Source organism: Cupriavidus sp. YR651, from assembly GCF_900101625.1.
In the GTDB taxonomy this organism is placed as follows: Bacteria; Pseudomonadota; Gammaproteobacteria; order Burkholderiales; family Burkholderiaceae; genus Cupriavidus.
The window spans coordinates 182,824-208,902 of the sequence record NZ_FMYZ01000001.1 but is presented as its reverse complement, the minus strand read 5'-3'; the positions used below and the strand labels follow the sequence as shown (position 1 = coordinate 208,902).

General features: G+C 65.6%; 17 protein-coding genes and 2 tRNA genes. 10 read left to right on the top strand and 9 right to left on the bottom strand.

Annotation, left to right across the window (positions count from 1 at the left end; translation table 11 throughout):
- The first annotated feature begins 2 nt into the window (after positions 1-2).
- The 7 genes from tig to BLR29_RS00880 all read left to right on the top strand — a co-directional run bounded on the left by tig (position 3) and on the right by BLR29_RS00880 (position 8,919).
- The gene (gene tig, locus BLR29_RS00910; protein ID WP_092133867.1) at positions 3-1,358 is read left to right on the top strand and encodes a trigger factor; all 1,356 of its coding nucleotides are present in this window, start codon (positions 3-5) and stop codon (positions 1,356-1,358) included.
- A gap of 108 nt (positions 1,359-1,466) precedes the next feature.
- The gene (gene clpP, locus BLR29_RS00905) at positions 1,467-2,117 is read left to right on the top strand and encodes an ATP-dependent Clp endopeptidase proteolytic subunit ClpP (protein ID WP_092133865.1); all 651 of its coding nucleotides are present in this window, start codon (positions 1,467-1,469) and stop codon (positions 2,115-2,117) included.
- 262 nt (positions 2,118-2,379) lie between these two features.
- Entirely contained in the window at positions 2,380-3,657 is a 1,278-nt protein-coding gene (clpX, locus tag BLR29_RS00900; RefSeq protein WP_092133863.1) for an ATP-dependent Clp protease ATP-binding subunit ClpX, read from the top strand.
- 248 nt (positions 3,658-3,905) lie between these two features.
- Positions 3,906-6,317, top strand: a complete 2,412-nt coding sequence (gene lon, locus BLR29_RS00895; protein ID WP_092133861.1) for an endopeptidase La — start codon at positions 3,906-3,908, stop codon at positions 6,315-6,317.
- A 270-nt stretch (positions 6,318-6,587) separates the two neighbouring features.
- Positions 6,588-6,663, top strand: a tRNA-Val gene (locus tag BLR29_RS00890).
- Between the two features lie 49 nt (positions 6,664-6,712).
- A tRNA-Asp gene (locus BLR29_RS00885) sits at positions 6,713-6,789 on the top strand.
- A 183-nt stretch (positions 6,790-6,972) separates the two neighbouring features.
- Positions 6,973-8,919, top strand: a complete 1,947-nt coding sequence (locus BLR29_RS00880) for a SurA N-terminal domain-containing protein (RefSeq protein ID WP_092133860.1) — start codon at positions 6,973-6,975, stop codon at positions 8,917-8,919.
- A gap of 201 nt (positions 8,920-9,120) precedes the next feature.
- Here BLR29_RS00880 and BLR29_RS00875 read toward each other — a convergent pair whose 3' ends face one another.
- Positions 9,121-9,735, bottom strand: a complete 615-nt coding sequence (locus tag BLR29_RS00875) for an arylesterase (protein WP_255371098.1) — start codon at positions 9,733-9,735, stop codon at positions 9,121-9,123.
- Between the two features lie 100 nt (positions 9,736-9,835).
- Between BLR29_RS00875 and BLR29_RS00870 the strand changes: the two genes are divergently transcribed.
- Positions 9,836-10,534 carry an ABC transporter ATP-binding protein gene (locus tag BLR29_RS00870; RefSeq protein ID WP_092133855.1) on the top strand — a complete coding sequence of 233 codons (699 nt, stop codon included), beginning with the start codon at positions 9,836-9,838 and terminating at the stop codon, positions 10,532-10,534.
- 6 nt (positions 10,535-10,540) lie between these two features.
- On the opposite strand, the gene pgi is transcribed toward BLR29_RS00870, so the two are convergent.
- From pgi to BLR29_RS00830, 8 genes are all read right to left on the bottom strand, one after another.
- Positions 10,541-12,169, bottom strand: coding sequence for a glucose-6-phosphate isomerase (pgi, locus tag BLR29_RS00865; RefSeq protein WP_092133853.1), 1,629 nt, complete (start codon positions 12,167-12,169; stop codon positions 10,541-10,543).
- A 188-nt stretch (positions 12,170-12,357) separates the two neighbouring features.
- Positions 12,358-13,314: a DMT family transporter gene (locus tag BLR29_RS00860; RefSeq protein ID WP_092133851.1), complete on the bottom strand. Its 957-nt coding sequence runs from the start codon at positions 13,312-13,314 to the stop codon at positions 12,358-12,360.
- Positions 13,311-14,951: an NAD(P)H-hydrate dehydratase gene (locus BLR29_RS00855; RefSeq protein WP_092133849.1), complete on the bottom strand. Its 1,641-nt coding sequence runs from the start codon at positions 14,949-14,951 to the stop codon at positions 13,311-13,313. Before BLR29_RS00855 ends, BLR29_RS00860 begins: the two co-directional genes overlap by 4 nt.
- Before the next feature lie 7 nt (positions 14,952-14,958).
- Positions 14,959-16,254, bottom strand: a complete 1,296-nt coding sequence (locus tag BLR29_RS00850; protein ID WP_092133847.1) for a D-amino acid dehydrogenase — start codon at positions 16,252-16,254, stop codon at positions 14,959-14,961.
- 126 nt (positions 16,255-16,380) lie between these two features.
- A complete protein-coding gene (locus BLR29_RS00845) occupies positions 16,381-17,691 on the bottom strand; it encodes a TRAP transporter large permease (RefSeq protein ID WP_092133845.1) in 1,311 nt (436 codons plus the stop codon).
- On the bottom strand, positions 17,691-18,242 hold the full coding sequence (locus tag BLR29_RS00840; protein ID WP_092133843.1) for a TRAP transporter small permease subunit: 552 nt from the start codon (positions 18,240-18,242) through the stop codon (positions 17,691-17,693). Before BLR29_RS00840 ends, BLR29_RS00845 begins: the two co-directional genes overlap by 1 nt.
- Before the next feature lie 145 nt (positions 18,243-18,387).
- Positions 18,388-19,359, bottom strand: coding sequence for a TRAP transporter substrate-binding protein (locus tag BLR29_RS00835; protein WP_092133841.1), 972 nt, complete (start codon positions 19,357-19,359; stop codon positions 18,388-18,390).
- A gap of 131 nt (positions 19,360-19,490) precedes the next feature.
- Positions 19,491-20,843 carry an amidase gene (locus BLR29_RS00830; protein WP_092133839.1) on the bottom strand — a complete coding sequence of 451 codons (1,353 nt, stop codon included), beginning with the start codon at positions 20,841-20,843 and terminating at the stop codon, positions 19,491-19,493.
- 224 nt (positions 20,844-21,067) lie between these two features.
- Between BLR29_RS00830 and BLR29_RS00825 the strand changes: the two genes are divergently transcribed.
- Positions 21,068-21,694 (top strand): winged helix DNA-binding protein, encoded by a 627-nt coding sequence (locus BLR29_RS00825; RefSeq protein WP_092133837.1) that lies wholly within the window; start codon positions 21,068-21,070, stop codon positions 21,692-21,694.
- A gap of 307 nt (positions 21,695-22,001) precedes the next feature.
- Positions 22,002-26,048, top strand: a complete 4,047-nt coding sequence (gene purL, locus BLR29_RS00820; protein WP_092133835.1) for a phosphoribosylformylglycinamidine synthase — start codon at positions 22,002-22,004, stop codon at positions 26,046-26,048.
- The last annotated feature ends 31 nt before the right edge of the window (positions 26,049-26,079 follow it).

Sequence of the window (26,079 nt, the reverse complement as noted above, 5' to 3'; positions counted from 1 at the left end):
CCATGTCGAACGTCATTGAAAACCTCGGCAAGCTGGACCGCAAGGTGACCCTGGCTATTCCCAAGGCCGAAGTGCAGAAGGAAACCCAGGAACGCCTGGTGCGTCTGTCGAAGACGGTGAAGATGTCCGGCTTCCGCCCGGGCAAGGTGCCGATGAAGATGGTCGAGAAGCAATACGGCCAGCAAGTCGAATTCGAAGTGCGCTTCGACAAGGCCGCCCGCAAGTTCTTCGACATCACGCAGGCCCAGGACGTGAAGGTGGCCGGCCAGCCGAAGTTCGACCTGAAGACCGATGGCGTGGCCGAGGACGAAGTGGCCTTCGAAGCCACCTTCGAGGTGTACCCGGAAGTCAAGATCGGTGACCTGGCGACTGCCGAAGTGACCCGTACCAAGACCGAGATCGGCGACGCCGAAATCGACAAGACCGTCGACATCCTGCGCAAGCAGCGCGTGCACTACCACACGCGTGGCGAAGCCGGTGCCCACGGTGACGGTGGCGCCGACGTGGCCGCCAAGAACGGTGATCGCGTGACGCTGGACTTCATCGGCAAGATCGATGGCGTCGAATTCCCCGGTGGCAAGGCCGATGACTTCGCCTTCGTGCTGGGCGAAGGCCGCATGCTGCCCGAGTTCGAACAAGCCGCGCTGGGCCTGAAGGTGGGCGAAAGCAAGACCTTCCCGCTGGCATTCCCGGCCGACTACCACGGCAAGGAAGTGGCCGGCAAGACTGCCGAGTTCACCGTTACGCTGAAGAAGGTGGAATGGGCCCACATGCCCGAGGTGGACGACGCCTTCGCGAAGTCGCTCGGCATCGCCGACGGTAGCGTCGAGAAGATGCGCGCCGACATCCGCGAAAACCTGGAGCGCGAAGTCAAGCGCCGCACGCACGCCATGCTGAAGGACCAGGTCATGGACGCGCTGCTGAAGGCGAGCGATCTGGACGTGCCGAAGTCGCTGATCGAACAAGACCAGGAGCGCCTGGTGGAAATGGCTCGTCGCGACCTCGAGCAACGTGGCATGCCGAACGCCAAGGACATGCCGATTCCGGCCGAGATGTTCGCCCAGCAGGCCGAGCGTCGCGTGAAGCTGGGCCTGATCCTGGCCGAGATCGTCAAGGCCAACGGCCTGGACGCCAAGGCAGACCAGATCAAGGCTGAAATCGAGGACTTCGCCCGTAGCTACGAAGACCCGAAGGAAGTCATGCGCTGGTACTACGGCGACCAGCAACGCCTGGCGGAAATGGAAGCCTACGTGCTCGAAAACAACGTGGTAAATTTCGTGTGCGACAAGGCCAAGGTCACGGACAAGACGGTGTCGTTCGAGGAACTCACCGCCGAGACCAACGCTCCGCAAGCCTGAGGTCGGGCATGACCGGCTGCCGCGCCTCCCCGGTGCGGTACCGGTCGCCGTCAACGGGTCTCGCGCGCGGGCCGATTGACGCAATTCCTGAATATCTGGAGAACCTGCATGACCCGCAATGATTTGCTTGACCGTCTCGCCACCACGCAGGCCTCTGCTCTGGAAACCCAGGGTCTCGGACTGGTGCCGATGGTCGTCGAGCAGTCCGGCCGGGGCGAGCGCGCGTACGATATCTACTCGCGCCTGCTCAAGGAGCGCGTGGTGTTCATGGTCGGCGAAGTGAACGACCAGACCGCCAACCTGGTCGTGGCCCAGCTGCTGTTCCTGGAAAGCGAGAATCCTGACAAGGACGTTTCGCTGTACATCAATTCGCCGGGCGGTTCGGTTTCCGCCGGTCTGGCAATCTACGACACGATGCAGTTCATCAAGCCGGACGTGTCCACGCTCTGCATGGGCATGGCGGCCAGCATGGGCGCATTCCTGCTGGCGGCCGGTGCCAAGGGCAAGCGCAGCGCGCTGCCGAACTCGCGCATCATGATCCACCAGCCGCTGGGTGGTGCCCGTGGCCAGGCTTCGGACATCGAGATCCAGGCGCGCGAGATCCTGTACCTGCGCGAACGTCTGAACAGCATCTTGTCCGAGGTGACGGGCCAGCCGGTCGAGAAGATTGCCCGCGACACCGATCGTGACAACTTCATGAGCGGCGACCAGGCGGTCGACTACGGTCTGATCGACAAGGTCATTTCCCGCCGCGGGTGAGCCGATGCCGGTGTGTCGGCGCGGTAGCCCGGTCCGCATGGATCGGGCAGCGTCCGGCGCCAGGCGCCGGCACCGCCGCAAGGCCGCGCCAAATGACGCAGGCTACACCGGAACGAGGCTGTGTGCCTCGTTTTTGCGTTTTGCCCCACAGGCCGGGGATGCCGCCGACTGTGCCAATTGTTTTGGCGTATGATGCGTTTAATGCGTTTCCCGTGGGCTCTCCCGCTGCGCGGGGCACACACTGCTAATGTGACTGATTCCTATGGCGGATAAAAAAGGTTCATCCAGCGAGAAGCTTCTGTATTGCTCGTTCTGCGGCAAAAGCCAGCACGAGGTGAAGAAGCTCATCGCGGGCCCGTCGGTGTTCATTTGCGACGAATGCATCGACCTGTGCAACGAAATCATCCGTGACGAGGCCGCCGCGACCGACAAGGACGCCAGCGCGGCCACGCGGTCGGATCTGCCTACGCCCCACGAAATCCGCGAGAGCCTGGATCAGTACGTGATCGGGCAGGAGCAGGCCAAGAAGATTCTGGCGGTAGCGGTATACAACCACTACAAGCGCCTGAAGCATCTTGGCAAGAAGGATGACGTCGAACTGTCCAAGAGCAACATCCTGCTGATCGGGCCTACCGGCTCGGGCAAGACGTTGCTTGCGCAGACGCTGGCGCGACTGCTGAACGTGCCGTTCGTGATCGCGGATGCCACGACCCTGACGGAAGCCGGCTATGTGGGCGAGGACGTCGAGAACATCATCCAGAAGCTGCTGCAGAACTGCAACTACGAGGTCGAGAAGGCCCAGCGCGGCATCGTCTACATCGACGAAATCGACAAGATTTCGCGCAAGTCGGACAACCCGTCCATCACGCGCGACGTGTCGGGCGAGGGCGTACAGCAGGCGTTGCTGAAGCTGATCGAAGGCACGATGGCCTCGGTGCCTCCGCAAGGTGGCCGCAAGCACCCCAACCAGGATTTCCTGCAGGTTGATACGACCAACATCCTGTTCATCTGCGGCGGCGCGTTTGACGGCCTGGAAAAGGTCATCATGCAGCGTTCGGACAAGACCGGCATCGGTTTTGCCGCGCAGGTGCAGAGCAAGGAAGAGCGCGACGTCAGCGAAGTGTTGCCGCAGACCGAGCCGGAAGACCTGATCAAGTTCGGCCTGATTCCGGAACTGATCGGTCGTCTGCCGGTGGTGGCCACGCTGGCCAAGCTGGACGAGACCGCCCTGGTGCAGATCCTGGTCGAGCCGAAGAACGCGCTGGTCAAGCAGTATCAGAAGCTGTTGGCGATGGAAGGCGTGGAGCTGGAAATCCGCCCGGCGGCGCTGTCAGCAATCGCACGCAAGGCCATCCGCCGCAAGACGGGTGCACGCGGGCTGCGTTCCATCCTGGAGCAGTCGCTGATGGATGTCATGTATGACCTGCCCAACTACAAGGGTGTGCAAAAGGTGGTGATCGACGAAAACACGATTACCGGCGATGCGCCCCCGCTGCTGATGTACGAGGAGCAGCAGCCCAAGGTCGCGGGGTCCAACTGACGAACGCGCCTGCTCCGCGTGGTGCATACCACACTGACTAAAATGGCAAGCGGCCGTTCGCGTGAAAGCGAACGGCTTTTTTTCTTCAATTCGACCGACGAACGGGAGGAAACGCGGGTATGCTGTTTCAGAGAGGGGCGCAAGTGCAGTTTGCAGCATGTTCTTCTGCATGAAGAATCAGTGGCAGGTATCTTGCAATCGATTCGCGTGACCCTATTTACGCCTTAAATGACTGACTGGGGAAAATGATGTCCGGAACACAACTCCTCCCGGCTGAGCCGATTCGCCTCCCACTGTTGCCGCTGCGCGACGTGGTGGTGTTTCCGCACATGGTGATCCCGCTGTTCGTGGGTCGCCCGAAGTCCATCAAGGCGCTTGAGACTGCGATGGAGTCGGGCAAGAGCATCATGCTCGTGGCTCAGAAGACGGCTGCCAAGGACGAGCCGACTGCTGACGACCTGTACGAGGTCGGCTGCATCGCCAATATCCTGCAAATGCTGAAGTTGCCCGACGGCACCGTGAAGGTGCTCGTGGAAGGCACCCAGCGCGCAAATATCACCGAGGTCAGCGAGGACGATTCGCACTTCATGTGTGAAGCCGTGCCTGTGCCGCCCGCAGCGGCCGAATCTGCCGAAACCGAGGCCCTGCGTCGCGCCATCGTGTCGCAGTTCGACCAGTATGTGAAGCTGAACAAGAAGATCCCGCCCGAGATCCTGACTTCGCTGTCGGGCATCGACGAGGCTGGTCGCCTGGCCGATACCATCGCCGCGCACCTGCCCATCAAGCTCGAGCAGAAGCAGAAGATCCTGGAGATGGTCAATGTGACCGAGCGCCTGGAGAGCCTGCTGTCGCAGCTGGAAGGCGAGATCGACATCCTGCAGGTGGAAAAGCGCATCCGTGGCCGCGTCAAGCGCCAGATGGAGAAGAGCCAGCGCGAGTACTACCTGAACGAGCAGGTCAAGGCCATCCAGAAGGAACTGGGCGAGGGCGAGGAAGGTGCCGACCTCGAGGAACTGGACAAGCGCATCAAGGCTGCGCGCATGCCCAAGGAAGCCAAGAAAAAGGCTGACGCCGAGTTCAAGAAGCTCAAGCTGATGTCCCCGATGTCGGCCGAAGCGACCGTCGTGCGTAACTACATCGACACGCTGGTCAACCTGCCGTGGCGCAAGAAGAGCAAGGTCAACAACGACCTGGCCAATGCCGAGCGCGTGCTGGACGAAGACCACTACGGCCTGGAAAAGGTCAAGGAACGCATTCTCGAGTACCTCGCGGTGCAACAGCGCGTGGACAAGGTGAAGGCGCCGATCCTGTGCCTGGTGGGGCCTCCCGGCGTGGGCAAGACCTCTCTCGGCCAGTCGGTGGCGCGCGCCACGAACCGCAAGTTCGTGCGCATGGCACTGGGCGGCGTACGGGACGAGGCCGAGATCCGCGGCCACCGCAGGACCTACATTGGCTCCATGCCGGGCAAGATCCTGCAGAGCCTGTCCAAGGTCGGCGTGCGCAATCCGCTCTTCCTGCTCGATGAAATCGACAAGATGGGCATGGATTTCCGTGGCGACCCGTCGTCGGCACTGCTCGAGGTGCTGGACCCGGAACAGAACCACACGTTCCAGGACCACTACATCGAAGTGGACTTCGACCTGTCGGACGTGATGTTCGTGGCGACGTCTAACTCGCTGAACATTCCGCCGCCGCTGCTGGACCGGATGGAAGTGATCCGCCTGTCGGGCTACACCGAGGAAGAAAAGGTCAACATCGCCACGCGCTACCTGTTGCCGAAGCAGATCAAGAACAACGGCCTCAAGGTCGGTGAAATCGACGTCAGCGAGGCTGCAATCCGCGACATCATCCGCTACTACACGCGTGAAGCTGGCGTGCGGTCGCTGGAACGCGAGGTGTCCAAGATTGCCCGCAAGGTGGTCAAGCTGCTGCTCCTGAAGAAGGAGTCTGGCGCGGTGAAGGTCGATTCGGAAAACCTGGACAAGTTCTTGGGCGTACGCAAGTACGACTTCGGTCTGGCCGGCAAGGAAAACCAGGTGGGTCAGGTGACCGGTCTGGCGTGGACCGAAGTTGGCGGCGACCTGCTGACGATCGAAGCCGCGATCATGCCCGGCAAGGGCAACATTACCCGCACCGGTTCGCTGGGCGACGTGATGAAGGAATCGGTCGAGGCAGCGCGATCGGTGGTGCGCTCGCGGGCGCGTCGCCTGGGTATTGCGGATGAGATGTTCGAGAAGCGCGACATCCACATCCACGTGCCCGAAGGCGCAACGCCCAAGGACGGTCCGTCCGCGGGTGGTGCGATGACGACGGCGCTGGTGTCGGTGCTGACCGGCATCCCGGTGCGGGCGGACGTCGCCATGACCGGCGAGATCACGCTGCGTGGTGAAGTGCTGCCGATCGGTGGCCTCAAGGAGAAGCTGCTGGCGGCCCATCGTGGCGGCATCAAGCTGGTGCTGATCCCCGAGGAGAACGTCAAGGATCTCGCCGAGATTCCTGACAACGTGAAGAATGCCATCGAGATCGTGCCGGTCCGCTGGATCGACAAGGTGCTGGAGCTGGCACTCGAGCGCAAGCCCGAGCCGCTGGCCGAGGAAGAGGCCAAGCCCGCCGAGGTGGCGGACAAGGCCACGGCCAAGGTCGAGATGATTCATCACTGATCGTCGCTTGCGATGACCAGAACGCCGCGGGGTCACACCCGCGGCGTTTTTGTTTTTGTGGCCGACCGGAAAGGCCATTGCGAAGCACCCGCGCGGATCCCGCACGGGACCTGCGCGGAGACAGCAAGATTGTTGCAATCAACGCTTGGCAAACCGAAAAGTCTCGTATTACAATCGCGGCCTCGCAACGCAAACAGCGGCAAACAGCAGTAACTGCCGAGTCGTGCGAAGCGAGTTAAATCCTGCAGGCGATGCCTGCGATGGTCTAGTGGGTGCTTAGCTCAGTTGGTAGAGCGGCGCCCTTACAAGGCGTAGGTCGGGGGTTCGAGCCCCTCAGCACCCACCACTTCACCATCGCGCTCCAGGCAATGTTTTTCCCGGCAGGTACCGACACAGGAGTGGTAGTTCAGTCGGTTAGAATACCGGCCTGTCACGCCGGGGGTCGCGGGTTCGAGTCCCGTCCACTCCGCCAGATACAAAAAATGCCCGCGTCAGCGGGCATTTTTGTTTTCGCGCCTGCCGTCTTCGCATTCCCGTGGTTTTTGTTCTCCGCCCGCAACGTGACGTCCGCGCGTCAGCAAATCGCGGTGTAGCGGCCGGCTCCTGCTAGAATCGCGAAGTTTGTCCTTCGTGCCAACCCCTTACCCGAATCAGCATGCTTGATTTCGTACGCAACAACCGGCGCCTGATGCTTCTGCTGCTGCTGGTGCTTGTCTTCCCGTCGTTCGTGTTCTTCGGTGTCGAGAGCTACTCGCGCTTCATGGACAGCTCGCACGACGCGGCCAAAGTGGACGGTCGCGCGATCTCCGTGCAGGAAGTCGACAACGTGGTGCGGGACCAGAGCGAGCGCATGCGCCAGATGCTGGGTAACAACTACGATCCGCGCATGTTCGAGGGCGGTGCGGCACGCCAGGCCGTGCTGGATCAACTGATCCTGCAGCGCGTGGTTTCCAACGCCACCACGGAGAAGCACCTGACGGTCTCCGACGCGCAGGTCGCAGCGGCCATTCAGAACATCCCGGCGATTGCCCAGCTGAAAACCGCCGATGGCAAGCTCGACGAAAAGGCCTACATCCAGTTGCTGGCATCACAAGGCATGACGCCCGAGCAGTTCGATGCGCGGCTGCGCTTTGAACTGGCCACGCAGCAGTTGGGTGGCGCCATTGGCACGACGGCATTCATGCCCAAGTCCCTGCTTGACCGCCTGATCGCCATCCGCGACCAGCAGCGCGATGTGCAGGCACTGGTGATCAAGCCCGCCGACTTCACGTCGAAGGTCAAGGTCGAGCCCGCCGCGCTGAAGGCCTACTACGATGCGCACCTCTCGACGTACACCACGCCCGAGCAGGCCAAGGTCGAGTATCTGGTGCTGTCGGGCGATGCGCTGGCCGCCAGCCAGACCGTGACGCCGGAAGAGCTGAAGTCCTTCTACGACAGCAACATCGCGCGCTTCCGTACCGAAGAGCAACGTCGTGCCAGCCACATCCTCATTGCCGCCCCGAAGGATGGCAAGGACGCCGATCGCAAGGCGGCGAAGGAAAAGGCCGAGAAGCTGCTGGCGGACCTGCGCAAGCATCCGGAGACGTTCGCCGATGTGGCCAAGAAGAATTCGCAAGACCCGGGTTCGGCTGACAAGGGCGGTGACCTTGGCTTCATGGGGCGCGGAGCACTGGTCAAGCCGTTCGAGGACGCGATGTATGCGCTCAAGGACGGCCAGATCAGCGACGTGGTGGAAACCGACTACGGCTACCACATCATCAAGCTGACGGGCCTCAAGCCGGCGGAAACGCAGTCGCTCGATGCCGTGCGCCCGGAACTGGAAGCCGAACTCAAGAAGCAGCTGGCCGGCAAGAAGTACGCGGAACTGGCCGATGCCTTCGGCAACACCGTCTACGAACAGTCCGACAGCCTCAAGGCGGCCGCCGACAAGTTCAAGCTGACGATCCAGACCGCGGACAACGTGACCCGCCAGCCGAATCCGGCCCTGGGCGCCGAGAACCCGCTGAATAACGAGAAGTTGCTCAAGGCACTGTTCAGCGACGACGCCATCAAGAACAAGCGCAATACCGAGGCCGTCCAGGTCGGTCCGACCACGTTGGTCGCGGCCCGCATCGCGGACTATCGCCCGGCCACGCCCCGCAAGTTCGAGGATGTGGAAGCGCAGGTGCGTCAGGCCTATGTTGCCCAGCAGGCGGCCGAGCTGGCCCGCAAGGATGGCGAGGCGCGCCTGGAGGCGCTGAAGAAGAGCGGCAGTGCGGAGGGTTTCGGCCCGACCATCGTCGTGTCGCGCACCAAGGCGGACGGTGTTTCGCCGAAGGCCGTGGAAGCGATCATGCGTGCCGATTCGACCAAGCTGCCGTCGGTGGTGGGCGTGGACCTGGGTGCCGAGGGTTACGGGATCTATCGCATCGCGAAGGTCAGCACGCCGCCGCAAGCGAACGCCGGCCAGCGCCAGGCCGAGTCCCAGCAGCTGAGCCAGCTCGCGGGACAAACCGAACTCGGCGCCTACTACGAAGCGCTGAAGGCGCGGGCCAAGGTCAAGATCCTGCGTCCGGCGGTGGCGGCCGATGCCGCCCCGGCCAGCGAGGCCGCCGCGAAGTAAGCGATGGAAATCAAGCCGGCCTGATGTCAGCCGGAATGGCGCCAGCCAGCAAAAAGCCCCTGCAGGTCTATGACCGCAGGGGCTTTTTGTTTGCACCGCGTCTGCAACCGCATTTGCACGGTGTTTGCGTCGCAATAGCGCTGTACTAGCGATACCCGTTGCTATATCCGTGCGCGATGCGGCTGCGCCCGCGGCGCATGCTCAGCGTGGCTTCGGGTGGGTCTTCAGCAACGGTTTCAGTTGCGGCCAGACATTGTCGAGCAGCGTGAGCTGGGCGGCCGACGTCGGATGGATCCGATCGTCCTGAAACCAGTCGGGCCGCGTGATGACCTTGTCGAGGAAGAATGGCACCAGGCCAGCGCGATATTCCGTGGCCAGCTTGGGATACAGCGCAAAGAAGCGTTCGGTGTAGTCCTGCCCGAAATTGGGAGGGATTCGCATGCCAACCAGCAGCACGCCGGCGCCGGCCTTCTGGGCATCGTTGAGAATGCTGCGCAAGTTCGATTCGATCGACGGGAGCGGCAGGCCGCGCAAGCCATCATTGGCGCCGAGTTCCACGACCACGATGGCGGGCTTGTGGCGCTTCAGCAGGTCGGGCAGGCGCGTCTTGCCGCCGATGGTGGTCTCGCCGCTGATGCTGGCATTGACGACGCTATAATCGAACCGCTCCGTGCGCAGGCGATCCTGCAGCAGGCTGACCCAACCCGTGCCGCGGGCGATGCCGTATTCGGCGGACAGGCTGTCGCCGAGCACCAGTACCGCCGGCGTGGTGGCCACTGCAGGCCTGTTGGCTGCCTGCGCCGATCCCTGTGCCATCACGTCCGGGGCCAGGGCCGCCGTCAGCGCCACCGTGGCCAGTATCGCACCGCACGCCACCAGCGCCTTGTGGCGCCAACCGTATCCAATCCACTTGCTCATGTCTTCTTCCATTCTCGCTGTCGAGTCACTCGGAAAGACCGTAGCCGACACGACGGGTTCGCTGACGATTTTGCATGACGTCTCGTTTTCCGTCACGCCTGGCGAAACGCTGGCCATTGTCGGCGCATCCGGATCGGGCAAGTCCACGTTGCTGGGCCTGTTGGCCGGGCTGGATCTGCCGAGCACCGGCGCCGTCAGGTTGCATGGGCAGGATCTGTTCACGCTGGATGAAGACCAGCGTGCCGCACTGCGCGGCCGCCATGTCGGCTTTGTGTTCCAGTCGTTCCAGCTGGTGGGGCATCTGACGGCGCTGGAGAATGTGATGCTGCCGCTGGAACTCCGCGGCGAGACGGACCGCGTGCGCGAGCGCGCCGCCGAGATGCTGGAGCGCGTGGGGCTGGGCAAGCGGCTGTCGCACTATCCGCGCACGCTGTCGGGCGGCGAGCAGCAGCGCGTGGCCCTGGCACGGGCATTCGTGGCGCGGCCGGATATCCTGTTTGCGGACGAGCCGACTGGCAGCCTGGATACCGCCACCGGCGAAGCCGTGATTGCGCTGATGTTTGAACTGAACCGCGACGCGGGATCGACGCTGGTACTCGTGACGCATGACCGCTCCGTGGCGGCGCGTTGCGCGCGCATCCTCACCATCGACGCCGGCCGGGTGGCCAGCGACGAATGGATGGGCACCGAGGTGTAAAGCAGCTCAGGCGCGCGACAGCACGCGCCGCGCGCGGGCGATCAGCGAGCGGGTCGATGCGTCGTGGGTAGCCGTCGCGCTGCCATTGAGTTCGGCCTCGATCGGGCGCGCCAGGATCTTGCCCAGCTCCACACCCCATTGATCGAACGAATTGATATTCCAGACCACGCCTTGCACGAACGTGCGGTGCTCGTACAGCGCGATCAGCGCGCCGAGTACGTGGGGCGTCAGGTCTTCCATCAGCAGGGTGTTGCTCGGCCGGTTGCCGTCGAACACCATGTGCGGGATGCGCGCCTCATCCGTGATGCCGGCGGCGCGGAGCTCTTCCACGCTGCGGCCGCGCATCAGCGCCTCGCCCTGCGCAAAACAGTTGGCCAGCAGCTTGGCGTGGTGGCCGGGCAGTTCGCGCGGCGGCACCAGTGGCGCGACGAAATCCACCGGCACGATCTGCGAGCCCTGGTGAATCATCTGGAAGTAGGCGTGTTGTCCATTGGTGCCGGCCGTGCCCCAGACCACCGGCGACGTGTGCGCGCGCACAGCCTTGCCGTCGAGTTGCACGGACTTGCCGTTGCTCTCCATTTCCAGTTGCTGCAGGAAGGCGGGAAACAGCTCGAGCGACGTTGAATACGGCGCCATGCAGCTCGTCGGCATGCCGTGGAAGTTGCGGTACCAGATGCCGAGCATGCCCATGACCACCGGCATGTTGCGCGCCAGCGGGGCGGTGCGGAAGTGCTCGTCCATGGCACGGGCGCCAAGCAGCAAGTCCTCGAACGCATCGAACCCCACGGCGAGCGCGATCGACAGGCCCACTGACGACCACAGCGAGAAGCGGCCACCGATCCAGTCCCAGAATTCGAACATATTGGCGGGATCGATGCCGAAGTCAGTCACGGCTTCGCGATTGGTCGATACCGCCACGAAATGCCGTGCGAGCTGGCTCGTGGCGACGCCGTTGCGCAGGAACCAGTCCCGCGCGCTGCAGGCGTTGGCCATCGTCTCGAGCGTGGTGAACGTCTTGGAGCAGACGATCACCAGCGTGCGGGCCGGGTCCAGGCGCACCAGCGTTTCGGCCAGCTCGGTGCCGTCCACGTTGGAAACGAAATGCATGCGTGGGCCTGCGGGATCGGCCAGATGCGCCAGCGCGCGGCAGACCATGCGCGGGCCGAGGTCCGAACCGCCGATGCCGATATTGACGATGTCGGTGATGGCGTGACCGGTCGATCCGGTCCATGCGCCGCTGCGCACGCGTTCGCAAAAATCCTGCATCCGGCGCAGCACGTCGTGGATGCCTGGCATGACCGACGTGCCATCAACCTTGAACGGCGCATCAGGCAGCGCGCGCAGGGCCACATGCAGGGCGGCCCGGTCCTCGGTGGCGTTGATATGCTCGCCCGCGAACATGGCGTCGCGGCGCTGGCTCACGCCGGCTTCCTCGGCGAGCTTCATGAGCAGCGCGAAGGTCTCGGACGTGATGCGGTTCTTGGAGTAGTCCAGGTACAGGCCGGCGGCTTCCAGCGAGAAGTCCTCGACCCGTCGCCCGGCATCGGCGTCGGCAAACCACTCGCGCATCGGCGTATCGCGAATGGCATCGAGGTGTTGGCGGAGGGCGTCCCAGGCGTGGAGGTCAGTCGGCATGCGGTCTTCTGTAGTTCAGGGGCGAAGGCCCGTCAAACGGGCCAAGGCAAGTATACCGCCGGCGTGTGATGACAAATGCGCGAAGTCGCACAGCTTTTGTAAGCATTTCTGATCGCCGGCGGGCAACCACATACCACCTTAGCAGGCGCGGATCGCCAGCCCTATCGGTCGTTGTCCGACGTGACAGCTCAAGTGCGCGGGCGGCCGCGTGCGGACAACCGGGCGGCGACGGCGCGCAGCACGGGCTCGCCGCCTGCCACGCACACACCGCCAGCACAGATCACGGCGATGCCTAGCGCGGTGGTCCAGTCCGGCAATTGTCCGAATGCGAAGTAACCGACGGCGGTGGCCGAGAGGATCTGCAAGTACAGGAAAGGACTCAGGAAGGAGGCGTCGGCGTACTGGAACGCACGGATCACAAAATAGTGGCCGAGCGATCCCGTGATCCCGGCGGACAGCAGCAGCGCGCATTGCAGCAGCGTCGGCACGGCTTCGAACCAGAAGAAGGGCACGAGCAACGTGGTCAGCGCCGCCCCCGTCACGCCGCTCTGGATCAGCGTGGTCATCGGTGCGTCATGGGCGGCGATGCGGCGCGTCAGCATCTGCAGCAGCGCGAACAGCAGCGCGGACAACAGGCCGAGGCCAACGCCCAGCGGGCTCAGCTCGCCGCCCGGCCGTACCACCACAAGCATGCCCGCAAAGCCGATGCCTACACCGATCCAGCGGGTCCAGCGCGCGTGCGGGCCGGGACGCTCGCCCAGCAGCCATGGCGACATCGCCACCACGAACAGCGGCGCGCAGAAGTTGAGGGCGGTGGCCTGCGCCAGCGGCATCAGCCGCAGCACGCTGAAGAAGACCAGCGTCGATGCCAGCATCAGCCCGCCCCGCAACCATTGCAGCCGCGGCTGCGCGGGGCGCGACTGCTGCTGCCATCGCGCCGGCCCCAGCAGCAGGAAAATCGCGGCCACATGGCCGAGGTAGCGCACCCACGCCACGGCGACCACGGGCAGGCCCTGCTGCGTCAGCGTCTTGCCGGTGGCGTCAAGCAGGCTCAGGATCCATTGGCCTATGACCAGCAGCGCAATGCCGGTCAGCAGGCGGCGGCGCGGATCTTCGGTGGTAACGATCGAGGCGGCCTGAGTCATGCCGCGGCGCCTCGCAGCAATGTGTTGAGCACCTCGCGCGCAGGCAGGCAGAGCTCGCTGGCCGTCATCCCGGCCGGGCCGGTGCCGCTTGCGACGAGCCGGTCGGCCGCGCGGCCGTGGATCCACACCGCCGCGCGTGCGGCCGCCGGCACGGGCATGCCCTGCGCGAGGAAGGCGCCGATCATGCCAGCCAGTACGTCGCCCGTGCCAGCCGTCGCCAGCGCGGCATTGCCAGTCGGGTTGATCGCCATTGGCGTGCCATCGGCATCGGCGATCACGGTGCCCGATCCCTTCAGCACGATGGTGGCCCGCCATGCCGTGGCCAGCGCGGCGGCGGCCGCCAGCCGGTCGCGCTGGATCTCCGCGACGGCGCAGCCCATCAGGCGGGCGGCTTCGAGCGGATGCGGGGTCATCACATGGGCGAGCCCGCTATCGCGCAACGCCTGCGCCAGCGCGGCGTCCGACGCCAGCAGGTTGAGCGCGTCGGCATCGATCACCAGCGGCGGCCGCGAGGCCGCATTGGCGCACGCGTCGATCAACAGGCTCAGTTGCTTGCGCGCGGCCGCGCCAGTGCCCATGCCAGGGCCGGCCACAACCGCGGTCATCGCGTCGAAGGCGATCTCCGCCACCGGATGCAGCATCAGTTCCGGGTGCACCGGGTCGATCACGGGCGCGGGCTGGGCGAGGAAACCCACGTGGACGCGGCCCGCGCCGAGATAGAGGCCAGCGCGCGCGCCGAGCAGCGGCGCCCCGGTCATGCCAAGACTGCCGCCGATCACGGCCAGAGACCCGAAGTGGCCCTTGTTCGCGGCGTGCTGTCGTGCCGGCAAAGCCTGCAGGAAACCAACTGGCTGGTTGACGCAGGCCACGGCCGCTTCCGTCGGCGGATAGGGCAGGCCGAGCGGCGCGATGTCGATCTCGCCCGCGCAGTCGCGACCATCCAGCGTCAGCAGGCCGGGCTTGGCGGCCAGGAAGGTCAGTGTGCGCCGGGCGCGCACGGCAGGCTGCCCGGCGCCGGTATCGGCAAACAGGCCGCTCGGGATATCGAGCGCGAATACCGGCAGCCCGGAGGCGTTCAGATGGTCGATCCAGCGGGCGACGGCGCCGTCCGCCGCGCGATTCAGGCCGATGCCAAGCAGTCCGTCGACGATTGCCGTACTCGCGGCGGGCCAGGGCGGCAGCGTCGTGTTGGCGTCCGGCGGCAAGGACATCAAGGGAACACCGGCCGTGCGCGCCTCCAGCCAGGCCCGTGCCGCATCGGCGGGCAGGCGGTCCGGCTCGGCGGTCAGCCACGCTTCCACCTTGCGGCCTGCCTGGTGCAGCCGCGTGGCCGCAACCAGTGCGTCGCCGCCATTGTTGCCCGGTCCGGCCAGGAAGAGGATGCGTCCTGCCGGCACGTGCTGCGCCACCCAGTCGGCGGCAGCCGCGCCGGCGCGGGCCATCAGCGTGAAGGGGGGCAATGCCGCCAGTCCGGCCTGCTCGATCCGACGGATCGTCGCCACATCATGGAGCGGGGTTGCGTTGGCGCCGGTCGCGTCGAGTGGCAGCCATGCAGGCTCGGTGGGTGCGGCGGGTCGCGGTGCAGGGGACGCAGGGGACGCAGGGGACGAAGGGGGCGAAGAGGCGGTGGCGTTCATGTCGGGGTCAGTCAGGCGCCAGCCCGTAGCGCGCCGGGGTCAGGCCTTCCATGTCGATGGCAGGCCCGTCGCCCTGTCCCGCGCTGGCAGCGATCTGGTCGGCCGCAATTTTGCCCGATCCGCAACTCATCGCCCAGCCCGTCGAGCCGTGGCCAAGGTTCAGGAACAGGCCCGGCACGCTGGTCGCCCCGATCAGCGGCGGTCCGTCGGGCAGCATCGGTCGGGCGCCAGCCCAGAGCGTGGCTTCGTTGTAGTGGCCGGCCACGGGAAACCAGTCGCGCGCCACCCTGATCAGCGTGCGCAGGGCGGCCGGCCGCAGGTCCAGCCGGCGCGAGCCCAGTTCCGCCGTTCCGGCCACACGCAGCCGGTTGCCCATGCGCGTGATGGCCACCTTGAACGACTCGTCCATCAGCGCGCCAAGGGGGGCCTGCAGTTCGTCGCGCACCATCACCGTCGCGGAGTAGCCCTTGACCGGGTACAGCGGCACGCGCAGCCCCAGCGGGCGCAGCAGCGCCGCGCTGCCGACGCCGGCGGCCATCAGCACACGGTCCGCGCTCAGCGTTTCCGCCGTGGCGCCACGGCCTGGCGCGGCAAGCTCCACCGTCAGGCCACCCTCCTTGCCGGCGCGCAGGCGGGCGACGCTGGTTTCGAAGCGGAACTTCACGCCGGCTGCGTCGGCAAGCTGGTGCAGGCGACGTACGAACATCGGGCAGTTGCCCGACTCGTCCTCCGGCAGGTGGAGTCCGCCGGCCAGCGCCGTATCGTCGGCGAGTCCCGGCTCAAGCTGGCGGCAAGCGCCGGCATCGATCAGCCCGTGGGGCACATTGTTCTCGCGCAGCAACGCCAGCGCGGGCGCGGCCATGTCGACGTCCTGCTGCGTGCGGAACAGTTGCAGGTAGCCGCGCGACTGCTCGTACTCGATCTCGAGTTCCGCGCGCAACCGGTGCAGGCATTCGCGGCTGTAGAAGGCCACGCGCTGCATGCGCAGCTTGTTGGCGCGGTAGCGTTCGGGATGGCATTCGCGCAGCCAGCGGGCGATCCACCGCCACATCGCGGGGTCCGCGCTGGGGCGGAACAGCACCGGCGACTCGCGCTGGAACAGCGCGTGAAGAATCTTGCGGGGCATGCCCGGGGCCGCCCAGGGCGTGACATAGCCGGGCGCGATGACGCCTGCGTTGCCGAAGCTGGCTTCCTGCGCGGGCGCGCCGCGCCGGTCCAGTACGGTGACTTCGAAGCCCGCTTGGCGCAGGTACCAGGCGGAGCAGACGCCGATTGCGCCGGCGCCGATGACGATGACGTGCATCTTGGTGGTGTTTCCTGTGGATGACCCCCTCTGGCCTGCCGTCCCGATCCCCGTATCCCGTATTTCCGTCTGCCTTCAGGCCACGTACTGCCTGTTTGCGGCGCGCTCGTTGGCGCGCCGCTGTCTCTATTTAAGTTCCTTCGCCATCACCACGTCCGGCAGCCAGGTGACCACGGTGGGCCACACGGTGATGATGCCGATGGCGACCACCATCATCATGAAGAACGGCAATGACACTCTGGCGATGTAGTTGCTGTCCTTCCCGGTCATGCTTTGTAGCACGAACAGGTTAAAGCCGACCGGCGGCGTGACTTCGGCGATCTCCACCAGCAGTACGATGAAGATGCCGAACCATACCAGATCGAAGCCGGCCGCCTGCACCATCGGCAGGACCGTGGCCGTGGTCAGCGCGATCATCGAGATGCCGTCGAGCGCCGTGCCGAGCAGGATGTAGATGATGGTCAGCACCGCGATCAGCGACCAGGGCGACAGGTGCAGCGCCGCCACCCATTCGGCCAGCGCGCGCGGGATGCCGGTAAAGCTCATCGTCACGGACAGGAACGAGGTGGCGCCCAGCACGAACATGATCATCGCGGTCAGCCGCGTGGCCGACATCAGGCTTTCCCAGAATGCCTTGCGCGTGAGCGAGCCGCCGGCCCAGGCCAGCGCGAGCGACGCCACCACGCCGTAGGCCGCGGCCTCCGTGGCGGTGGAGTAGCCGGCCATCATGATCCAGGTGATGAACGCGATCAGGATGATGCAGGGCATGAGCTGGCGGATGGATGCCAGCCGCGCGCGCCAGCCATAGGTTTCCGCAGCCGGCGTCTTTTCCGGATTCATCAGCGCCCAGACCACGATATAGCCCGAGAACAGCAGCATCAGCAGCAGGCCCGGCAGGAAGCCGGCCAGGAATACGCGGATGATCGATACATCGGCCGAGACCGCATAGACCACCATGGTGATCGACGGCGGAATCAGGATGCCGAGCGTGCCGGCCGTGGAGAGCGACCCGAGCGTGATGCGTTCGTCGTAGCCGCGCCGCGTGAGTTCGGGCAGGGCGGATTTGGCGATGGTCGCGCACGTGGCGGCCGACGACCCCGACACCGAGCCGAAGATGCCGCAGCCGAGGATGTTCACGTGCATCAGCCGGCCCGGCAGCCAGTTGAGCCAGGGCGACAGGCCGTTGAACATCTGTTCGGAGAGCTTGGTCCGGAACAGGATCTCGCCCATCCAGACAAACAGCGGCAGCGACGCGAGCGTATAGGATGCGCTCGACGACCACCACGCGTTGGCCAGGTTCACCAGCGCATCGTGGTCGGAGAAGATCACCAGCCCGGCCCACGAGGTCACGGCGATGGCCACGGGAATCCAGGCGCCGACCGCCAGGAAGATGATCATCACCACCAGAAGGATCAGGGCAACGAGTACGGTGCTCATCAGACGGTCTCCCCAAAATCACCGGAGGCCAGCTTGGCTTCCTGCGCCAGCTGGTAGCGGGGCTTCTGCCGGCGCACCACGCGCAGCCATTCGTCGGCGACGGCCAGCAGGAACCCCAGGGCGCCAATCACCGCGAAGCTCTGCGGAATCCACAGCGGGATGACGATCTGGCCCTGCGACACATCGCCGATGTCCCAGCTCTGCCATGCGAAGGTGCCGAGCGCCCAGGCGGCATAGCCGGAGAACACCAGGCAGATGGTGAGCGAGAGGACTTCCAGCACCCAGCGGCGCTTCGGGCCCACCGCTTCCAGCAGCATCTCCACGCGGACGATGCCGCCGTGCTGGAAGGTCTGGCCGAGAATCAGGAAGGCGGACGCGGCGCACAGCCACGCGACGATGTCATCGCCGCCCTTGAAGGTCATATTGGTTTCGCGCGAGATCGACATCGCAATCATCACGATGCAGACGGCGAGGATGCAAAGCGCGCCGAGCACGGCGCAGACATCGAGCAGGTGGTCCAGCCAGCGCTTGCGAGGGGTGGGGGCTTCCATGGTGCCTCTGGGGGGCTACGTACAGCCAAGAAATGAAAAGGGCGGGGCGACCCGGCGCGCAGACGGCCGTGGCCGTCCGCGTGCGCGGTGCGGAGAGATGCGGCGACCAGGCTGCGAACTGGCTGCGAACAGGCCGCGGACAGGCTTACTTCCTGTACGCGTCGAGGATCGCCTTGCCGTCGTCGCCCGCGCTCTTCGCCCATTCGTCCACCATGACCTGGCCAACCTTCTGCATATCGGTCTTCAGTTGCGGGGAGGGCGGCGCCACCGACATGCCGTTCTTCGACAGCGTGGCCAGATACTCGCGGGTCTTCTGCTCGGAAACCTGCCAGCCGCGCTTCTCGGCATCGGCCACGGCCTTGAGCAGCGCGTCCTGCGTGGGCTTGTCGAGCGCGGCGAAGGCCTTCTTGCTGACCACCAGCATGTTCTTCGGCAGCCAGGCATCCACGGTGTAGAAGTACTTCACGGACTCCCATACCTTGGTGTCCACGCCGGTGGCGCCTGAGGACATGAACGAGTTGACGGTACCCGTGGCCAGCGCCTGCGCCAGGTCGGCGGCCTGGATCGTCACCGGCTGCGCGCTGACCAGTTCGGCGATCTTGGAGGTGGCGGGGTTATAGGCGCGCCACTTCAGGCCCTTCATGTCGGTGGCGCTGTTGAGCGGCTTGTTGGCGTAGATGCCTTGCGGCGGCCAGGCCACCGCGTAGAGCAGCTTCATGCCCTGACGGTCCAGCACCTTGTCCGTGACGGGCTTCGAGGCCTGCCAGAGCTTGTACGAATCGCCGTAGCTGGTGGCCAGGAACGGCACGGCATCGACGCCAAACACGGGGTTCTCGTTGGCCAGCGTCGACATCAGGATTTCGCCCATCTGCACCTGGCCGGTCTGCACGCCGCGCTTGATCTCGTTGGCCTTCAGCAGCGAGCCATTGGGGTGCAGCACGATCTTGAGCTTGCCGCCGGTGGCCTTTTCGACGTCATTGGCCATCTGCTGCAGGTTTTCCGTGTGGAGGTTGGTGGCCGGATACCCCGTGGGCAGGTCCCACTTGGTTTCTGCCCGTGCCGCCGTGGCGACCAGCAGCATGCCCGCCGCCGCGACTGCCATTGCCTTGACTCGCATCTCGATCTCTCCTGGTGTTGCGCAAGGGCGCCTGCCCGACTGCGCGGGTTTGGGACTACCTGGAGGCCGCCGCGCATGTCTCAGATGTTTGAGACATGCGTCGCAGCCGCGATCACGGGCGTGGCGGTGGCTCAGCCGCCGCGCTGTGAAGGTTGGACGATGGTTTCCAATGCAAGGGCCGTGCCCAGCAACTGCGCGTCGCGCATCGGGCCGTGGGACAGCATCAGGCCGACCGGCAGTTCGCCGGGCGCGTGGCACGGCATCGAGACCGAGCAGCCATCGAGGAAATTGAATGCGGAGGTATTGCGCAAGAGCAGGCCGTTGGTGCGGAAGAACAGCGCATCGTCACCAACGAGCGGCGCGATGGCGGGCGCGACCATCGGTACCGTGGGGCAGGCCACGGCGTCAAACGAGGCCAGGCGGGCTTCCATGCGGGCGATCCAGTCGAGCCGCGCACGGTGCAGGGCGATGTAGTCCGCGGCGCTCATCGCGGCACCGCGTTCGATACGTGCCAGCACGCGTGGATCGTACTGGTCCCGATGCGTGGCCATCAGCGCGCGATGGTGGGCATACGCCTCCGGCGCGGAGAAACCGCCGGCCGCGTTGAGGCCCGCCAGTTCGTTCAGCTCCGGCAGGTCCATATGTTCGATCCGTACGCCTGCGGCGGACAGCCGGCCGATGGCGCGGTCGAAGGCCCGCGCGACGACGTCGTCCAGATCGTCCAGCAGCAACTGGCGCGGGATCGCCAGCCGGATCGCCCCGGCCGCCGTCACGCGCGGGATGACGGGCGCATCGGCGATCACGCTGTCGACGGCGATGCAATCCGACAAGGTGCGGGCCATGGCGCAGGCGGTGTCCAGCGTATAGGACAGCGGGAACGCGCCGGCAAGCGGTACGCGGCGTGCCGTGGGCTTGAAGCCGGTGATGCCGCACAGTGCGGCTGGAATGCGGATCGACCCGCCGGTATCGCTGCCCAGACCCGCCACGGCGGCACCGATTGCCACGGAAACCGCCGCGCCGGACGACGATCCGCCCGGGATGCGTGCGACGGCCGTGTCGCACGGATTCACCGGCGTGCCGAAATGGGGATTGATGCCAACGCCCGAGAACGCGAACTCGGTCATGTTGGTGCGGCCGACCAGTGCCGCGCCCGCATCGCGCAGGCGGGCGACCACGGTGGCGTCGGCGGCGGCAGGCACTGCATCGTGCCGTGCGGCGGAGCCGGCGCGGGTGACCTCGCCGGCCATATCGAACAAGTCCTTGATCGACACCGGCAGGCCCGCCAGCGGATGCAGCGGCTTGCCTGCGCGCGCCGCGGCATCGGCGGCGCGGGCCACCTGGCTGGCGGCGTCGAAGGTCGGGTGCAGGAAAACCGCGTTGCCGGCCGGGCTGGCGGCCGCGGCGGCAGCCTGGGCGATCAGGTCGGTGCGGCAGGTGGTGCCGGCGCGCAGGGCGGCGTGCAGGGTGTCGAGGTCAGGCAGCATGTCGCGGGTGCGCAGGCGGGAGACGGGAAAAGGCGCCGCAACATGAGGCCGCTTTCACCCATTGCCTGTGTGAATTAAAGTGTTCATGCTCATAATTTGCCAATAAACTGTCAAGCCAAAATTGCCCGGTGGCGCTTCGGGCTTTCACCTATCGCCATCCGCGCCACGCCGGCGTTTGCCGCGCGAATCGGGTCATTGATATCCAGCAACAGGAGACTTTTCTCATGGCACGCAAGCCAGTCCAGATCCCGTCCGGTGCCGTGCCTGCATCGACCGCCCCCCACCCCCCAGTCCCATCGCCAGCCCCGTCGTCCGCCTCATCGCCAGCCCCTTCGCTGGCTCGTGCGGCGGGCGTCAACATCGTGTCCTCGTCGCATCTGGTGTCCGTGCGCAGCCCGGAATTGTCCGAGTTCGAATTCGGGTTGAACACGGCTTACAACGCCTACAGCCGTTGGGTCGTGCGCTGCATGGGCGCGGCGGGAGTGCGCGACCTGACCTTCCTCGATGTGCTGGTGCTGCACCATGTGAACCACCGTGGCCGCGCCAAGCGGCTGGCCGATATCTGCTTCGTGCTGAACGTGGAGGACACCCACCTGGTGACGTACGCGCTCAAGAAGCTGGCGGGCCTGGGGCTCGTGGCGGGCGAGCGCGTGGGCAAGGAAGCCACCTATGCGACCACCCAGGCCGGTACCGAGGCTTGCGCGCGCTATCGCGAGATCCGCGAGCAGTGCCTGACCAGCAATTTCACCGAGGGCAGCGAGGAAAATCTGGAGATTGGCGAGCTGGCGCGGCTGCTGCGGGTGCTGACTGGCCTGTACGAGCAGGCCGCGCGGTCGGCGACGTCGCTCTGACCGGCGCGGAGCGCTGTCCTCTTTCCAGTGTGGGTTCGGCGCCGCCTGGGTGCTGCAAGGCGTTGTTCCGGATGCGCCGAACCAAAGTGCATCATAGGGCACCAAAACGGTGCTGCGACCAAAGATTGCGCGCATAACCCGCAAGGAAGGCCGGACACGACGCCCGTGTCCGATTCCATCCCATTGCGCAATGCAAAAAGCGGTCGCCGGCAAGGTACAATAGCGGCTTTCCGCCAGCCGGCACCCCATCCAGCGATGTCGGCGGCCGCCTGCCCCGACCTCCCTTCGCCTCCCGACCGCTACGATCATGGCGCATTTCTCGTGCTTCCCCGGCGCTTTGGCGCTTTCCGCCTTCCGTCAGCAACGGCTGCTTGCCGCGCTTCAACAGATCGACGCCGATATTGAATCGGTGCATGGCCAGTTCCTGCATTTTGTCGACACCGACACCCCGTTGTCCGCCGAGGACCAGTCGCGCATCGCTGCGTTGCTGACCTATGGCGCGCCGTTCACCGCCCAGACCGATGGCGACCGCTTTGTCGTGATCCCGCGTTTCGGCACGATCTCGCCCTGGGCCAGCAAGGCGACCGACATCGCCCATAACTGCGGCCTCAACCACGTGCATCGCATCGAGCGCGGCGTCGAGATCACCGTGATCTGCAAGAAGGGCCTGCTGCGCGGCCGCAAGACGCTGGGCGCCGATGTGCGCGCCGCCGTGGCTGCGCACCTGTTCGACCGCATGACCGAGACCGTGGTCGCCACGCGCGAAGACGCCGCCGGCCTGTTCCAGGAGTTGCCGGCCAAGCCGCTGCAGTTCATCGATATCGCGGGTGGCCGCGCCGCGCTGGCCGAGGCCAACACGGCGATGGGCCTGGCGCTGTCCGAGGACGAAATCGACTACCTGCTGGACGCCTATGGCAAGCTCGGCCGCAACCCGACCGACGTCGAGCTGATGATGTTCGCGCAGGCCAACAGCGAACACTGCCGCCACAAGATCTTCAACGCCACCTGGACCATCGATGGCGTGAACCAGGACAAGTCGCTGTTCGCGATGATCCGCAATACGCACCAGCTGAATCCGCAGGGTTCGATCGTGGCGTATTCGGACAACTCCGCCGTGATGGAAGGCGATGTGGCCGAGCGCTGGTTCCCGCGTGGCGCGGACCAGAAGTACGGCCGCCACGAGGCGCTGACTCACACCCTGATGAAGGTGGAAACCCACAACCACCCGACCGCCATTTCGCCGTTCCCGGGGGCCTCCACCGGCGCCGGCGGCGAGATTCGCGACGAGGGTGCCACCGGCCGCGGCGCCAAGCCGAAGGCGGGCCTGACCGGCTTCACGGTGTCCAACCTGATGCTGCCGGACGCCGTCGAATCCTGGGAGAACGCGCGCGACGCGGCCCAGCCGATGGCCCATCGCAACCCGGACGACAAGTCCGGCGTGACCGGCAAGCCGGACCGCATCGCCTCGCCGTTGCAGATCATGATCGAAGGTCCGCTCGGCGGCGCCGCGTTCAACAACGAATTCGGCCGCGCCAACCTGGGCGGCTACTTCCGCGTCTACGAGCAGAACGTGGGCGGCACCGTGCGCGGCTATCACAAGCCCATCATGATTGCCGGCGGCATCGGCAACATCGACGGCGGCCACACGCACAAGGACCCGCTGCCGGCCGGCACGCTGCTGATCCAGCTGGGCGGCCCGGGCATGCGCATCGGCATGGGCGGCGGCGCCGCCAGCTCGATGGCCACCGGCACCAACACGGCCGATCTGGACTTCGATTCGGTCCAGCGTGGCAACCCCGAAATGGAGCGCCGCGCGCAGGAAGTCATCAACGCGTGCTGGCAACTGGGCGATGAGAACCCGATCCTGTCGATCCACGATGTGGGCGCGGGCGGTATCTCGAATGCGTTCCCGGAACTGGTGGACGGCGCCGGCCGTGGCGCGCGCTTCGACCTGCGCCAGGTGCATCTGGAAGAGTCGGGCCTGTCCCCGGCAGAAATCTGGTGCAACGAGTCGCAGGAACGCTATGTGCTGGCGATCGGCCCGAACAGCTTTGCCCAGTTCCAGGCGATGTGCGAGCGCGAGCGCGCGCCGTTTGCCGTGGTCGGCGTGGCCACGGAAGAAAAGCAGCTGCAACTGGTGGATGCGCACGTGGACGCGTCGCTCAAGGCGCACTACGCGGTCGACATGCCGATGGATGTGCTGCTCGGCAAGCCGCCGCGCATGCACCGTGACGTGACGCGCGTGGCGCAGGAACTGCCGGCCGTCGACGTGACCGGCATCGCGCTGGAACAGGCGGTCAAGGATGTGCTGCGGCACCCGACCGTCGCCAGCAAGTCGTTCCTGATCACGATCGGCGACCGTACCGTCGGCGGCATGAATGCCCGCGACCAGATGGTTGGCCCGTGGCAGGTGCCGGTGGCGGACGTGGCCGTGACCACGCTCGACTACAAGGGCAATGCCGGCGAAGCGATGACGATGGGCGAGCGCACGCCGCTGGCCGTGATCGACGCCCCGGCGTCCGGGCGCATGGCGATCGGCGAGGCGCTGACCAACCTGGCCGCCGCGCCGGTCAAGGACCTGAGCAAGGTCAAGCTGTCCGCCAACTGGATGGCCGCGTGCGGCGTCGCCGGCGAGGATGCCAGGCTGTACGACACCGTGCACGCGGTCGGCATGGAACTGTGCCCGGCACTGGGCATCAGCATTCCGGTGGGCAAGGATTCGCTGTCCATGCGCACCAAGTGGTCGGATGCCGAGGGCGACAAGGAAGTGGTGGCGCCGGTGTCTCTGATCATCTCGGCGTTTGCCGCCGTGGATGACGTCAACCGGACGCTGACGCCGCAACTGCGCACCGACCTGGGCGACAGCGTGCTGATCGCCATCGACCTGGGTCGCGGCAAGAATCGCATGGGTGGCAGCATCCTGGCGCAGGTCACGCAGCAGGTGGGCGACAGCGCGCCGGACGTCGACAGCGCCGAAGACCTGAAGAACTTCTTCAACGTGATCCAGCGCCTGAACCGCGAGGGCAAGCTGCTGGCCTATCACGACCGCTCGGATGGCGGCTTCCTCGCGGCCGTGGCCGAGATGGCGTTTGCCGGCCACTGCGGCGTGTCGCTGAACGTGGATATGCTCGCGCTGGACCCGGGCCAGGAGCAGGATTACGGCGACGCCAAGAACTGGGCGCAGCAGGTGGCTGAGCGTCGCAACGACCAGACGCTGCGCGCGCTGTTCTCGGAAGAGCTTGGCGCGGTGATCCAGGTGCGCCTGGACGAGCGCGACACCGTGTTCGGCGTGCTGCGCGAAGCGGGCCTGTCGGCATGCAGCCATGTGATCGGCAAGCCCAATACGTCCGACCAGGTCGAGATCTATCGCGACGCCAAGAAGGTGTTCGGTGCCGCGCGGGCCGATCTGCAACGCAACTGGACCGAAGTCAGCTGGCGCATCGCGCGCCTGCGCGACAACCCGGCCTGTGCGGACAGCGAATACGATCGCCTACTGGATGGCAGCGACCCCGGCATCCGCCCGGTGCTGACGTTCGATGCGGCCGAAGACATCGCCGCGCCGTTCATCGCCACCGGCGCCCGCCCGCGTGTGGCCATCCTGCGCGAGCAGGGTGTCAACTCGCAGATCGAGATGGCGTACAGCATGGATCGCGCCGGCTTTGACGCGCACGACGTGCATATGAGCGACCTGATCGCCGGCCGCGCCAACCTGGCGGACTTCAGCGGCTTCGTGGCCTGCGGTGGCTTCAGCTACGGCGACGTGCTGGGTGCCGGTGAAGGCTGGGCCAAGACGATCCTGTTCAACGCGCAGATGGCCGAGCAGTTCGCGGCGTTCTTCAACCGTCAGGACACCTTTGCGCTGGGCGTATGCAACGGCTGCCAGATGATGAGCAACCTGGCGCCGATCATCCCGGGTGCCAATGCGTGGCCCAAGTTCACGCGCAACCAGTCGGAGCAGTACGAGGCGCGCTTCGTCACGGTGGAAGTGCAGCAGTCGTCGTCGATCTTCTTTGCCGGCATGGAAGGCAGCCGTATTCCGATTGTCGTGGCACACGGCGAAGGGTTTGCCGACTTTTCCCAGCAGGGTGACATCAACGCCGCCAAGGTGGCGCTGCGCTTCGTCGACAACCAGGGCGTGGCAACGCAGACCTATCCGCTGAATCCGAACGGTTCGCCGGAAGGCATCACGTCGGTGACGACCGTGGACGGCCGCTTCACCGTGCTGATGCCGCACCCGGAGCGCGTGTTCCGTGCCGCGACCATGAGCTGGGCGCCGGATGCCTGGAAGCAGGCGGGCGAGGGTGACAGCCCGTGGATGCGGATGTTCCGCAATGCACGGAAGTGGGTGGGGTAACCGTCAGGTTCGACTCGCCGCAGTAGCAATA

What these genes read in the sequence shown, in the direction of transcription:
- tig (WP_092133867.1), top strand. Translation starts at nt 3, where the DNA reads ATGTCGAACGTCATTGAAAACCTCGGCAAGCTGGACCGCAAGGTGACC.
- clpP (WP_092133865.1), top strand. Translation starts at nt 1,467, where the DNA reads ATGACCCGCAATGATTTGCTTGACCGTCTCGCCACCACGCAGGCCTCT.
- clpX (WP_092133863.1), top strand. Translation starts at nt 2,380, where the DNA reads ATGGCGGATAAAAAAGGTTCATCCAGCGAGAAGCTTCTGTATTGCTCG.
- lon (WP_092133861.1), top strand. Translation starts at nt 3,906, where the DNA reads ATGTCCGGAACACAACTCCTCCCGGCTGAGCCGATTCGCCTCCCACTG.
- BLR29_RS00880 (WP_092133860.1), top strand. Translation starts at nt 6,973, where the DNA reads ATGCTTGATTTCGTACGCAACAACCGGCGCCTGATGCTTCTGCTGCTG.
- BLR29_RS00875 (WP_255371098.1), bottom strand. Translation starts at nt 9,735, where the DNA reads ATGGCACAGGGATCGGCGCAGGCAGCCAACAGGCCTGCAGTGGCCACC.
- BLR29_RS00870 (WP_092133855.1), top strand. Translation starts at nt 9,836, where the DNA reads ATGTCTTCTTCCATTCTCGCTGTCGAGTCACTCGGAAAGACCGTAGCC.
- pgi (WP_092133853.1), bottom strand. Translation starts at nt 12,169, where the DNA reads ATGCCGACTGACCTCCACGCCTGGGACGCCCTCCGCCAACACCTCGAT.
- BLR29_RS00860 (WP_092133851.1), bottom strand. Translation starts at nt 13,314, where the DNA reads ATGACTCAGGCCGCCTCGATCGTTACCACCGAAGATCCGCGCCGCCGC.
- BLR29_RS00855 (WP_092133849.1), bottom strand. Translation starts at nt 14,951, where the DNA reads ATGAACGCCACCGCCTCTTCGCCCCCTTCGTCCCCTGCGTCCCCTGCG.
- BLR29_RS00850 (WP_092133847.1), bottom strand. Translation starts at nt 16,254, where the DNA reads ATGCACGTCATCGTCATCGGCGCCGGCGCAATCGGCGTCTGCTCCGCC.
- BLR29_RS00845 (WP_092133845.1), bottom strand. Translation starts at nt 17,691, where the DNA reads ATGAGCACCGTACTCGTTGCCCTGATCCTTCTGGTGGTGATGATCATC.
- BLR29_RS00840 (WP_092133843.1), bottom strand. Translation starts at nt 18,242, where the DNA reads ATGGAAGCCCCCACCCCTCGCAAGCGCTGGCTGGACCACCTGCTCGAT.
- BLR29_RS00835 (WP_092133841.1), bottom strand. Translation starts at nt 19,359, where the DNA reads ATGCGAGTCAAGGCAATGGCAGTCGCGGCGGCGGGCATGCTGCTGGTC.
- BLR29_RS00830 (WP_092133839.1), bottom strand. Translation starts at nt 20,843, where the DNA reads ATGCTGCCTGACCTCGACACCCTGCACGCCGCCCTGCGCGCCGGCACC.
- BLR29_RS00825 (WP_092133837.1), top strand. Translation starts at nt 21,068, where the DNA reads ATGGCACGCAAGCCAGTCCAGATCCCGTCCGGTGCCGTGCCTGCATCG.
- purL (WP_092133835.1), top strand. Translation starts at nt 22,002, where the DNA reads ATGGCGCATTTCTCGTGCTTCCCCGGCGCTTTGGCGCTTTCCGCCTTC.